At 70.0% G+C, this 11,216-nt stretch carries 13 protein-coding genes; 9 read left to right on the top strand and 4 right to left on the bottom strand.

Translation table 11 applies throughout. The features are described from left to right. Positions 1–30: 30 nt before the first annotated feature. Positions 31–567: a TetR/AcrR family transcriptional regulator gene (locus VF330_RS07220; RefSeq protein ID WP_330850722.1), complete on the bottom strand. Its 537-nt coding sequence runs from the start codon at positions 565–567 to the stop codon at positions 31–33. A 71-nt stretch (positions 568–638) separates the two neighbouring features. Between VF330_RS07220 and VF330_RS07215 the strand changes: the two genes are divergently transcribed. The 6 genes from VF330_RS07215 (at position 639) to VF330_RS07190 (ending at position 6,915) form a co-directional block, all read left to right on the top strand. Continuing rightward, positions 639–1,676, top strand: coding sequence for an FAD-dependent monooxygenase (locus VF330_RS07215; RefSeq protein ID WP_330850721.1), 1,038 nt, complete (start codon positions 639–641; stop codon positions 1,674–1,676). A gap of 216 nt (positions 1,677–1,892) precedes the next feature. Next, the gene (locus VF330_RS07210; RefSeq protein WP_330850720.1) at positions 1,893–3,068 is read left to right on the top strand and encodes a nitric oxide synthase oxygenase; all 1,176 of its coding nucleotides are present in this window, start codon (positions 1,893–1,895) and stop codon (positions 3,066–3,068) included. Positions 3,069–3,089: 21 nt separating this feature from the next. Beyond that, positions 3,090–4,160, top strand: a complete 1,071-nt coding sequence (locus VF330_RS07205; RefSeq protein ID WP_330850719.1) for an APC family permease — start codon at positions 3,090–3,092, stop codon at positions 4,158–4,160. A 39-nt stretch (positions 4,161–4,199) separates the two neighbouring features. After that, positions 4,200–5,297 carry an NAD(P) transhydrogenase subunit alpha gene (locus VF330_RS07200; protein WP_330850718.1) on the top strand — a complete coding sequence of 366 codons (1,098 nt, stop codon included), beginning with the start codon at positions 4,200–4,202 and terminating at the stop codon, positions 5,295–5,297. Then, the gene (locus VF330_RS07195; protein WP_198680616.1) at positions 5,294–5,560 is read left to right on the top strand and encodes an NAD(P) transhydrogenase subunit alpha; all 267 of its coding nucleotides are present in this window, start codon (positions 5,294–5,296) and stop codon (positions 5,558–5,560) included. The genes VF330_RS07200 and VF330_RS07195 overlap by 4 nt, the downstream gene beginning before the upstream one ends. After that, positions 5,557–6,915 carry an NAD(P)(+) transhydrogenase (Re/Si-specific) subunit beta gene (locus VF330_RS07190; protein ID WP_330850717.1) on the top strand — a complete coding sequence of 453 codons (1,359 nt, stop codon included), beginning with the start codon at positions 5,557–5,559 and terminating at the stop codon, positions 6,913–6,915. Before VF330_RS07195 ends, VF330_RS07190 begins: the two co-directional genes overlap by 4 nt. Here VF330_RS07190 and VF330_RS07185 read toward each other — a convergent pair. Next, positions 6,881–8,854, bottom strand: coding sequence for a diguanylate cyclase domain-containing protein (locus tag VF330_RS07185; protein ID WP_330850716.1), 1,974 nt, complete (start codon positions 8,852–8,854; stop codon positions 6,881–6,883). The two genes, VF330_RS07190 and VF330_RS07185, sit on opposite strands and share 35 nt — an antisense overlap. A gap of 55 nt (positions 8,855–8,909) precedes the next feature. Beyond that, a complete protein-coding gene (locus tag VF330_RS07180; RefSeq protein ID WP_330850715.1) occupies positions 8,910–9,713 on the bottom strand; it encodes an SAM-dependent methyltransferase in 804 nt (267 codons plus the stop codon). A gap of 171 nt (positions 9,714–9,884) precedes the next feature. On the opposite strand from VF330_RS07180, the gene VF330_RS07175 reads away from it, so the two are divergent. Genes VF330_RS07175 through crcB form a run of 3 tightly spaced genes read left to right on the top strand, consistent with a single transcriptional unit; the run spans position 9,885 to position 10,967 of the window. Next, positions 9,885–10,328: a MarR family winged helix-turn-helix transcriptional regulator gene (locus tag VF330_RS07175; RefSeq protein WP_330850714.1), complete on the top strand. Its 444-nt coding sequence runs from the start codon at positions 9,885–9,887 to the stop codon at positions 10,326–10,328. Positions 10,329–10,332: 4 nt separating this feature from the next. After that, positions 10,333–10,632, top strand: a complete 300-nt coding sequence (locus VF330_RS07170; protein ID WP_330850713.1) for a fluoride efflux transporter FluC — start codon at positions 10,333–10,335, stop codon at positions 10,630–10,632. Then, positions 10,629–10,967, top strand: coding sequence for a fluoride efflux transporter CrcB (gene crcB / locus VF330_RS07165; RefSeq protein ID WP_330850712.1), 339 nt, complete (start codon positions 10,629–10,631; stop codon positions 10,965–10,967). The genes VF330_RS07170 and crcB overlap by 4 nt, the downstream gene beginning before the upstream one ends. Here crcB and VF330_RS07160 read toward each other — a convergent pair. Next, on the bottom strand, positions 10,956–11,216 hold a 261-nt coding region (locus VF330_RS07160), incomplete at its 5' end, for a hypothetical protein (RefSeq protein WP_330850711.1). The genes crcB and VF330_RS07160 overlap by 12 nt on opposite strands.

Genomic DNA, 11,216 nt, shown 5'->3' with positions numbered 1-11,216 from the left:
CGTACCCGAATCCCATGAGACCCAACGTACCTACGGCCGCAACGCCTTTTCGACCGCGATCCGCAGGTCGGCGACGCTTTCCGGCGTGCCCGGCGCCGGTCCGAGCGCGCTCCCGGCGCCGACGAGCCGGTAGAAGAGCAGGCCCTCCAGGAACGCCGTGAAGTGCGCGCCCGCCCGTTCGGGATCGGCGTGGCCCAGCATCGTCGCGAGTGCAGTGGCCTGCGCGCGCGGCGAGTGCTCCAGGATCGACCTGAGCTCCGGGTGGTGCGTCGCCTCCAGCATCGCCGCGTACCGGGCGAGCGTGCGGTTCCGTTCGACGAGCCAGCCGTCGAGCGTCCTGGCGATGCTGCCCGCGACGTCGGCGGGATCCGGTGCGACGTCGAGGCGTTCCTGCTCGGCCAGGCGTGCCACGAACCCCTCGACCAACGCCTTGCGGGTGCGGAAGTACGCGCTGGTGGAGCCCTCCGGCAGGCCGGCCCTGCGGTCGACCGCGCGGTGGGTCAGGCCGCGCATGCCCTGCTCGGCCACCAACGCGATCGCGGCGTCGGTGATCACGTCCTTGCGCATGTGCCCGTCGTCTCCCTTCGCCACCGGACTCTACAGGTGTAGATTCTCTACAGCTGTAGAGGAGGCAGAGGATGAAGGCGATCGTGGTGGGCGGCGGCATCGGCGGACTGGCCGCGGCGGTGTCGTTGCGGCGCGTCGGCTGGGAGGTCGAGGTCCACGAGCGCGCCGCCGCGTTCGGCGAGATCGGCGCCGGTGTGGGCGTGATGCCGAACGCGATGCGCGCGCTGGAGTGGATGGGCATCGACGCCGAGGTCAGGCGGCTCGGCACGCCGCGGGTGTCGGGCGGGGTGCGGTCTTCCGACGGGCGCTGGCTGGTGCACCTGCCCGACGTCGGTCAGGAGAGGGTCATCGCGATGCACCGGGCCGATCTGCACGGTGTGCTGCTGCGGGCGTTACCGCCGGAGATCCTCTTCAACAACGCCGAGGTGACGAGCGTTGAGGACCTGGACGCGGACCTCGTGGTGGCGGCGGACGGCATCGGCAGCCGGCTGCGCGGGGAACTGCTGCCCGACGCGCCGGGACCGGTGTACGCGGGGGCCACGGCGTGGCGAGGGGTGGCGCCGGGGCCGTACGACCTGCCGATCTCGCAGACACTCGGTCCCGGCGGCGAGGCGGGGGTCCTGCCGCTGGGGGACGGCCGGGTCTGCTGGTACGTCGCCGCAGTGGCGCCCGCCGGGGCCGACCTGGACCCCGCGGAGCTGTTCGCCGGCTGGCACGACCCGTTGCCCTCGTTGATGTCCACGACCGCGGACGTGGTCCGGCACGACATCCACGCCCTGCCGCCGCTGCCGACGTTCGTGTCGGGACGGGTCGCGTTGCTGGGCGATGCCGCGCACGCGATGACGCCCTACCTCGGGCAGGGGGCGTGCATGGCGCTGGAGGACGCGGTGACGCTGGCCGCCTGTAACGGCGACCTCGCGCGGTACGACGCGTTGAGGAGGCCGCGCACCCAGGCCGTGTGGCGCGGGTCGCGGATGGCGGGGAAGTTCGGGATCGAGCTGCGGTCGCCGATCGCCGTGGCAGCGCGGAACTTCGTCCTCCGCGCGTTGCCCTCTTCCGCGGCCGTACGGGGAATGTCTCGATTCTCTACGTGGGAATTGCCCGCCTAGTTCACTCGAACGGGGCAGATTCATCCGTGACCTAGATCACCGATCAAGGTTTGATTTCGAGGAGATAACAGTACGAAATCACTCTTTGTCCCACCCTTTGTCACCCGGTTGAGGGATCAAGGACTTCTGAGCGTGTCAGACGTGGCCGCATGATCCGGATGGAGTAGCGCGAGAGGCGGTTCCCGCTCCACCGAAGCGCGACTACGGTGGCCCGGCATGACCCCCGTCCCGACTGACGCTTTGCCCCGTTCCCTCACGGCGCTTCCCCCGGCGCAGGTCGAGAAGCTCGGCGACGTCGACATCGCCGAGGCAGAGGACTTCATCCGGCTACACCATTCCGAGAACCCCGAGCTCGGGCCCGTCGAAGCCCGCCTGGCCGAGGTGCACGCGGAGATCGCCGCGACCGGCACCTACCGCCACACGACCGCCGAACTGACCTTCGGCGCCCGCGTGGCCTGGCGCAACAGCTCGAGGTGCATCGGCCGCCTCTACTGGCGGAGCCTGAAGGTGCGCGACCTGCGCGAGGTGTCCGCTCCCGCCGAGGTGGCGAAGGAGTGCATCGAACACCTCCGCGTCGCCACCAACAAGGGCAAGATCCGCCCCGTCATCACGGTCTTCGCCCCGGCGGAGCCGGGCACGAACGCCCCCGTGATCCATAACGAGCAGATCATCCGCTACGCCGCCTACCGGGGCGCCGACGGAGGCGTGCTCGGCGACGGCCGCAACCTCGCGCTGACCGAGCTCGCGCTGAAGCGGGGCTGGGAGCCGCCCGTCATCCGCGGCCCGTTCGACGTCCTGCCGGTCCTGGTGTCCTGCGAGGGGCACGAGCCCGCGATCCTGAGGATCCCGGCCGACGCCGTCCTCGAGGTGCCGCTATCGCACCCGGACCTGCCGTGGCTGGGCGCGCTCGGCGTGAAGTGGCACGCCGTCCCCGCGATCAGCAACATGCGGCTGCGCATCGGCGGGATCGACTACCCGTCGGCGCCGTTCAACGGCTGGTACATGGGCACCGAGATCGGCGCCCGCAACCTCGCCGACCACGACCGGTACGACCTGCTGCCGTACATCGCCAGACGGATGGGCCTGGACATGTCGTCGGAGGCGACGTTGTGGCGCGACAGGGCTCTGATCGAGCTCAACCGCGCCGTCCTGCACTCGTTCGGCGAGGCCGGGGTCACGATCACCGACCACCACACCGAGTCGAAGAGGTTCCTCACCCACCTCGAGAAGGAGGAGGCCGCCGGACGCACCTGCCCCGCGGACTGGTCCTGGATCGTGCCTCCCGTGTCGGGCGGGCTCACGCCGGTGTACCACCGCTACTACGACACGGAGGAACTGCTGCCGAACTTCTTCCCCGCGGCACAGCCCACCGGATGTCCCGTACCGCATTGATTTTGGCGGCACACTGACCGGGTGCAGCTCACCCGCAGTCTTTCGCTGACCGACGCCGTCTTCGTCGGGCTCGGCTCGATGATCGGCGCCGGGGTGTTCGCGGTCTTCGCCCCCGCCGCGGCGGCCGCCGGGTCCGGATTGCTCGTCAGCCTCGTCATCGCGGGCGTGATCGCCTGCTGCAACGCGTTGTCGAGCGCCTGGCTCGCCGCCCGGTACCCGCAGTCCGGCGGCACGTACGTCTACGGTCGCGAACGCCTCGGCCGCGTCTGGGGCGACCTCGCCGGGTGGGCGTTCGTGCTCGGCAAGACGGCGTCGTGCGCGGCCATGGCGCTGACCGTCGGCACGTACGCCGGATGGCCGAAACCCGTTGCCGTGGCGGCGGTCGCGGTGCTGACCGTGCTGAACCTGACCGGTGTCCAGAAGTCCGCGCTCGCCACCCGCGTGGTCGTGGTCGTCGTGCTGCTCGTGCTGGCCACCACCGCGGTCACCGCCCGCGACGCCGTGCAGCCGGCGGAGTTCCTGCCCGCAGGAATCCTTCCCGCCGCCGCGCTGCTGTTCTTCGCGTTCGCCGGCTACGCGCGCATTGCCACTCTCGGAGAGGAGGTCCGCGAACCGCAACGGACGATCCCCCGTGCCGTGGTCATCTCGTTGGCGATCACGCTCGTCGTCTACGCGGTCGTCGCGCTGGTGTCCCTGAACGCGCTGGGTGCCGATCTCGCTTCCTCCACCCTCGCGGACGTCTCGCCGTCCCTGGCGCCCGTGATCCGGGTCGGTGCCTGCCTGGCCGCGCTCGGGTCGTTGCTCTCGCTCCAGCTCGGGGTGTCGCGGACCGCGCTGGCGATGGCGCGCGACCGCCGGTTGCCCGCGCCGCTGGCCGACCTGCGCGTCGCCGAGGTCTGCACCGGGCTCGTCGCGGTGGCGTTGGTGCTCACCGTCGACGTCACGCGCGCGATCGTGTTCAGCTCGTTCTGCGTGCTGCTCTACTACGCGATCGCCAACGCCAGCGCGTGGACGCTCGGCAAGCGCTTCGTGCCCGCCGTCGGGCTGGCCGGGTGTCTCACGCTCGCCGGTGCGGTTCTCTGGCAACTGTGATGTGGCCCAGGTCACCTTTGATCGCGTAACGTGCGTACGGTGAAAGTGGGAACACCCGCAGAGTCGCGGCCCGCCGAGCGCCGAGTCGCCTGCGTACCGGAAACGGTGCCGTCGCTGGTCGACGCCGGACTGACCGTGCACGTCCAGGAGGGCGCCGGCCGCCACGCCCACGCCCTCGACGCCGCCTACCGGGCGGCCGGTGCCACCGTGACGCCCGAGGACCCGGCACCCGAGTCCGACGTCGTCGTGTCCGTCCAGCCGCTGGGCCTGGAGCAGGCCGCCAGGCTGAAACCCGGTGCCGTCACCATCAGCTTCCTGCAGCCCGGCGCCGAACGGGAGCTGCTGGAGGTCTACCGCGAACGCCGCGTGACGTCGTTCAGCTTCGACCTCCTGCCCCGCGTGACCCGCGCCCAGACGGCGGACGCGTTGTCGTCACAGGCTTTGGTGGCCGGCTACCGCGCCGTCCTCGTCGCCGCCGAACGGCTCCCGCGCTTCCTGCCGATGTTCACCACCGCCGCGGGCACCGTGCCCCCGGCCAAGGTGCTCGTGCTGGGAGCCGGCGTGGCGGGCCTGCAGGCCATCGCGACCGCCCGTCGTCTCGGCGCCGTCGTCGAGGCCTACGACGTCCGAAAGGCCGCCGGCGAGGAGGTCCGCAGCCTCGGCGCCAAGTTCCTGGAGCTGGACCTGGAGACGCAGTCCGGCGTCTACGCGTCCGTGCAGTCCGAGGAGTTCCTGGAACGCCAGCGGGAACTGATCGGCGACCACGTGGCGGCGTCCGACGTCGTGATCACCACGGCGGCGATCCCCGGCCGCAAGGCCCCGGAGCTCGTGACGACCGACATGCTCAAGGCCATGGCACCGGGTTCCGTCCTGGTCGACCTGGCCGCGGAGTCCGGCGGCAACTACGCGGGATCCGTGGCGGGCAAGGAGATCTGGGTCGGCGACGTGCTCGTGCACGGTGCGCAGAACCTGCCGTCGTCGATGCCCGTGCACGCGAGCCGCCTGTACTCGCGCAACGTGGTCAACCTGCTCAAGCTGATGCTCGTGGACGGCGCCGTGCGGCCGGACCTCGACGACGAGGTGCTCGACGGCTGCTGCCTCACCCACGACGGTGAGATCCGCAAGGAGTTGCCGTGATCGACCTGCTGACGATCTTCGTGCTGGCCGTGTTCGTGGGCTTCGAGGTGGTCTCGAAGGTGTCCACGATCCTGCACACGCCCCTGATGTCCGGCGCGAATGCCATCCACGGCGTGATCCTGGTGGGCGCGATCCTGATCACCGGCTCGGCGGAGAGCACGTTGGAGCTGGTGCTCGGGTTGCTCGCGGTGTTCCTGGCGACGGTGAACGTCGTGGGCGGGTTCGTGGTGACCGACCGGATGCTGGAGATGTTCAAGAAATGATCGTCCAGCTGATGTACCTCGTCGCCGCGCTCTGCTTCATCCTGGCGCTCAAAGGCCTGAGCTCGCCCAAGTACGCGCGCTACGGCAACTTCATCGGCGCGTTCGGCATGCTGGTCGCCGTCGTCACCGCCTACGTCCACGGCGTCGTCCACAACGGACTGTGGATCCTGCTCGCCGTCGCACTCGGTGTCGTCGTGGGCATTCCGGCCGCCCGCTCGGTGAAGATGACCGCCATCCCGCAGATGGTCGCGCTGTTCAACGGTGTCGGCGGCGCCGCGGCGGCGCTGGTCGCGCTGGCCGAGTTCTTCGCGGTGCCGGAGACCACGGTGCTGTTCCGGCTCGCGACCGTGCTGACGGTGCTGATCGGGTCGGTGAGCTTCTCCGGCTCGGTGGTCACGTTCCTCAAGCTCCAGGAGCTGATGACGACGCGGCCGGTGCTGCTGCCGGCCGGGCAGCAGCTCGCGATCGCCGCCGCGGTCTCGTCGGTCGCGTTGTGCGCGTTGACGATGATCGTGCCGAACGGGTTCCTGCTGTGGCTGCTGGCGGTGGTCGGGCTCGCGCTCGGCGCGTTGTTCGTGCTGCCGGTCGGCGGGGCGGACGTGCCGATCGCGATCTCGTTGCTCAACGCGTTCACCGGACTCGCGGTCGCGGCGTCCGGGTACGTGCTGGCGAACACGCTGCTGATCGTCGCGGGCACGCTCGTCGGCGCGTCCGGCACGATCCTGACCCGGTTGATGGCGCAGGCGATGGGGCGGTCGCTCACGAACATCCTCTTCGGCGCGTTCAAGGCGACAACCGCCGCGGCACACCAGGAAGAGCAGCGCACGGTCAAGTCGGGGACGGTCGAGGACGTCGCGATCCTGTTGGGGTACGCGAACAACGTCGTCGTGGTGCCCGGTTACGGGTTGGCAGTCGCGCAGGCGCAGCACGCGGTGCGGGAGCTCGTGTCGCAGCTCGAACGGCGTGGAGTCGCCGTGTCGTACGGCATCCACCCCGTCGCGGGGCGGATGCCGGGGCACATGAACGTGTTGCTGGCGGAGGCGGACGTGCCGTACGAGCAGCTCAAGGAGCTCGACGACGTCAACCCCGGTATCACGTCGGTCGACGTGGCGGTGGTGGTCGGGGCGAACGACGTGGTGAACCCCGGCGCGCGCGACGAGCCGGCGAGCCCGATCTACGGCATGCCGATCTTCGACGTGGACCGCGCGAAGTCCGTGGTGTTCATGAAGCGGTCGATGCGGCCGGGGTTCGCGGGCGTGGACAACGAGCTGCTCTACAACCCGAAGACGACGTTGCTGTTCGGCGACGCGAAGGACTCGCTCACGAAGCTGCTGGCGGCGGTGAAGCAGCTCTAGCCAGCAGCTCCGTCACCTCGTCGGCGGTGAGGGCGGGAAGCAGCCCGATGACGCCGTCCGCTCCGGCGGCGCGCCAGTCGTCGGCCTCGGACGTCGTGTGCACCTCGTCGGCGGCGAACCGCACGCCGAAGCCGTGCACGGTCGCGATGAGGCCGCGCATCGCCTGGTGCAGCGGGGAGTCCTGGCTCGGGGCGGGTGCGCGGGTGATCACCGTGCGGACCGGCACCTCCGTCAGCACGGCCAGTTCGTCGTGGCCGCCGCGGAAGCCGTCCAAGGCCGTGACGATGCCGCTGTCGTGCAGCACCAGCGCGTTGTCGTCGCCGGCGAGCACGGAGGAGATGTCCAGGGCGATGCGGAGCCGTTCTGGCGGCAGGCCCGTCTCGTCGAGCGCTCGTTTGACGTCGGCGACCAGGTCCTCGTTCCTGGACTGCAAGGCGCCCAACGCGATGTGCAGCGTGGGCGCCCCGTCACCGAACCGTTCCACCCATCTGGCGGCCTGCGCGCACGCCTCCCGCAGCAGCCAGCGGCCGATGGGCAGCGACAGGCCCGTCGAGTCGGCGAGGGCCATCGTGTCGTTGTGGCTCAGGTCGTCCCAGTGCAGGCGGGCGACGGCGCCGAGCACCTCGTGGGTCTCCAGGTCGTGCACCGGCGCGTAGACGATCTCGACCTCGCCGTGCTCCCACGCGCCCGGCATCGACGCGGCCAGCGCGTACTTGCCGCGGCGGCGGGCGTCGTCGTGCGGGTCGTGCAACGCCCACTGCCGCTTGCCCCGCGCCTTCGCTTGGCGCAGGGCGGCGTTGGCGCACCGCATCAGCTCGGCGGCCGTGGCGAACGCGGGCGGCCGGTCGACGACGCCGATGCTGGCCGACAGCGCGATGCCGTGGTCGTCGACGAAGGTCGGTTCGCCGAGCACCTCCTGGATCTCCTCGACGGTCGCGGTGACGTTGTCGCCGGTCGTCAGGAGCCCGAACTCGTCGCCGCCGATCCGCGCCACCACGGCCCGCCTGTCGTCGGCGAGCTTGCCGAGGCGGTTCGCGACGATCTTGAGCAGCTTGTCGCCCGTGTCGTGGCCCAGGCCGTTGTTGACGACGGAGAACGCGTCGAGGCCCAGGTGGTACAGCGTGATCGGCTCGCCGTCGAGCTGCCGTTCGACCTGGGACAGGAAGTGCTGGCGGTTCGACAGGCCGGTGAGGGAGTCGTGCAGCAGCTGGTGGTCGAGGCTGCGCTGCAACAGGTGCAGCTCGCTGATGTCCTCGACCATCGTCACGTGGTGCGTCGGTTCGCCGTCCGCGTCGCGCAGCACCGACACGACGAGGTGCACCCACACCGGTTCGCCGTCGGCGCGGATCAGCTCGCGCTGGTCGCGGAACCGGTCGAGGCGGCCCTCGCTCACCTGCCGGTACGAGGCGCCCAGCGTGAGCAGGTCGTCGGGGTGGTAGAAGTCGCGCAGGTCGCGTTCGTGCATGTCCGCGCCGGACGCCAGCCCGACGATCTCGGCGAGCGCGTCGTTGGCCTCGACGCACCGGCCGGTGAGGTCCGTGATCGCGATGCCGAGCGCGGCGGAGTCGAACACCTCCCGGAAGCGCGCCTGGCTGACCTTGAGCGTGCGTTCGACCCGTTGCTTGGCCCGCACGATGGCGACCTTGACCTGCTCCTGCTGGTCGAACGCGTCCATCCGCATGGCCTGCGCGTACGCGGAGCTCAACCGCGCGAGCAGCGGCAGCTCGAAGGTGGGGGAGAGCACCTCGATGGTGACGCGCAACGAGTCGGGACCGGTTGCGTGGAGTGACACCAGTCGAGTGGCGACGGATTCAGGCGAGTCCGGGAGCTCGGCCAGCGAGTCGAGCAGAGCGCGCTCGATTTCGGCGTGGGACAGCGGGATGTACGCGGTCGAGGTCAACGCGTGCATCCAGCGGGCGGCGATCTCCGGAAGTTCCATCCTGTGACAGAGCGTACGGATCCTGCGCCTCCCGGGCCAACATCACCGCGCCGTGCTAGCCCTTACGGCCTACTGCCGCGTAGATCGCCGCCTTGTCGGGGTCGTCGGTGTTCGTGCCCTCCGGCCGCCACAGCGGCGACGGCACCACACCGGGCTCCACCAGCTCGAACCCGTCGAAGAGATTCTCGACCTCGGACTTGGTGCGCGGGTGGACCGGGTTCTGGCTCTTCTTCATCACCTCGACCACACCGGCCATCTCCTCGGGCCGCAGGTCGTGGGTGAACTGGGAGAACGCCAGGTAGCTGCCGTCGGGCACGGCGTCGCGGTAGGCGGCGACGATCGACGCGGGGTCCGCCTCGTCCGGCACGAAGTGGAAGACACCCACCGTCAGCACCCCGACCGGACGGGTGAAGTCGAGCAGTCCGGTGGCGCGCACCGCTTCGAGCACGACGCCGGGCCGGGTCATGTCCTCCTGGACGATCGCGGCGAGCGGGTCGCCCTCCAGGATGAGCTGGCTGTGCGCGACCGCGACCTCCTCGAAGTCCACGTAGACGACCCGGGCCGACGGGTCCGCCTTCCGCGCGATCTCGTGCACGTTGCCGACCGTCGGGATGCCGGAGCCGAGGTCGAGGAACTGGCGGATGCCGTTGTCCATCATGAACAGCACGGCCCGGCGCAGGAACGCCCTGTTCAGCCGCGCGACCGTGCGGGCGTGGGGCTGGGCCTCCAGGAACTTCTCCGCGAGCGCCCTGTCCGCCGCGAAGTTGTGCCCGCCGCCGAGCAGGTAGTCGTACAGGCGCGCGGCGCTCGGCTTGCCCGTGTCGACGCCTTCCGGAACCCAGCTCACCTGTTCAGCCATGCGCCCACGCTACTGAGGCTCCGCAAGCGCGCGGCAGACGCAATCACTGGAAAGGGTGACGAGTGCCTGAGTGGCGATCCTGCCCATTGGGAAGTGAGTGCCGCTCGGTTTCGGTGCTCCAGCAACATGTCTGACCCAGAGCTGTTGATGCCGGTTCAGTAAGATTTCTGCATGTCAGACGAAGCCCGCACGCTCACCGACGTCGTGACTCGCCTGCGCCGGGCGCTGCGGACGAGCATCCGTGCGGACTGGCCGTGGGAATCCCTGCCGATGGCGCAGGTAGAGCTGCTGCAGACCCTCGCGGAACGCCCGCCGATGAAGGTGGGCGACCTCGCCGGCGTCCTGCGGCTGGCCCCCAACACCGTGTCCGGACTGGTGTCCCAACTGATCGACTCGGGCCTCGTGGTGAGGGGTGGAGACCCCAAGGACAGACGGGTAGCCCGGCTATCCGTCTCACCCCGTGGACACGAACAGCTGCTCGTGTGGCAGCGCGAACACGAGAAGCGGATCGGCGCCGCCCTGGGCAAGCTGGAGGCGTCGGAACGCGAGGACGTCGTGCGCGCGTTGAAGGCCCTGGACCACCTGGTGGAGCACCTTGCCGAACCGTCAGCCTGACTCGGTGGCGTTCGTGTCGCTGGTGTCCCTGGGGGGCGGGCTCGGCGGGGTGGCGCGGTACGGGCTGTCTCTTCTGGTGCCCGGGGCCTGGGGCCTGTTCCTGATCAACGTGCTGGGGTCGTTCCTGATCGGCGTGTTGATGGGGCTGGTGCCCAGGCCGTTGGTCCGGGCGTTCTTCGGGGTCGGAGTGCTGGGCGGCTTCACGACGTTCTCGTCCTACGCCGCTTCGTGGTCCTGGGCGCTGCTGGCCACACCGGTTTGTGCTGTGGCTGCGGCGTTTCTGGGGTTGCGGGTGACCCGGTGACCGCGCTGGTGGTGTTCCTCGGAGCTGCCCTGGGGGCGCCGTGCCGGTACCTGCTGGACCGGTTCGTGTCGGCGCGGGTGTCCTCGGACTTCCCGTTCGGGACGTTGGCGGTGAACGTCCTGGGGTGCTTCCTCATCGGGTTCATCGTGGGGACGTCGTGGATGCCGCTGCTGGGGATCGGTTTTTGTGGTGGGCTCACGACTTACTCGACGTTCAGCTACCAGACGGTCGAGCTGCTGGAGGGCGAGAAGTACCGCTCGGCGCTGCTGAACGTCGTGGTCAGCGTGGCGCTGGGCGTGGGGGCGGCGGCTGTCGGTCTTCTGCTAGCACGCTGATCTCGCCCCGAGGCGCAGGGCGTTGTCCGGCGTGACGGGTACGGGCGTTCCCGGCAGGTCCCACGGTGTCGGCAGCGACGTCAGCTCGGACGCCAGCTGGTCGGTCAGTCTCGCGTCCAGGTCGGTGCGCGAGGCGAGCGAAGGTCTCTCGACCACGCCGAACCAGCAGGTGGTGTACAGCGGCCAGGGGCAGTCCTTCCACAGTCCGACGAGCCGGGTGCGGTGCCGGTCGACCAGTTCGTCGAGACC

The organism is Lentzea sp. (genome assembly GCF_036380075.1).
Classification (GTDB): domain Bacteria; phylum Actinomycetota; class Actinomycetes; order Mycobacteriales; family Pseudonocardiaceae; genus Lentzea.
The sequence above is the reverse complement of the archived record's forward strand: the minus strand, read 5'-3'. Positions and strand labels throughout refer to the sequence as shown.

Excerpts from the sequence above, each read along its gene's own strand:
- VF330_RS07220 (WP_330850722.1), bottom strand. The coding sequence starts at position 567 with ATGCGCAAGGACGTGATCACCGACGCCGCGATCGCGTTGGTGGCCGAG.
- VF330_RS07215 (WP_330850721.1), top strand. The coding sequence starts at position 639 with ATGAAGGCGATCGTGGTGGGCGGCGGCATCGGCGGACTGGCCGCGGCG.
- VF330_RS07210 (WP_330850720.1), top strand. The coding sequence starts at position 1,893 with ATGACCCCCGTCCCGACTGACGCTTTGCCCCGTTCCCTCACGGCGCTT.
- VF330_RS07190 (WP_330850717.1), top strand. The coding sequence starts at position 5,557 with ATGATCGTCCAGCTGATGTACCTCGTCGCCGCGCTCTGCTTCATCCTG.
- VF330_RS07185 (WP_330850716.1), bottom strand. The coding sequence starts at position 8,854 with ATGGAACTTCCGGAGATCGCCGCCCGCTGGATGCACGCGTTGACCTCG.
- VF330_RS07180 (WP_330850715.1), bottom strand. The coding sequence starts at position 9,713 with ATGGCTGAACAGGTGAGCTGGGTTCCGGAAGGCGTCGACACGGGCAAG.
- VF330_RS07175 (WP_330850714.1), top strand. The coding sequence starts at position 9,885 with ATGTCAGACGAAGCCCGCACGCTCACCGACGTCGTGACTCGCCTGCGC.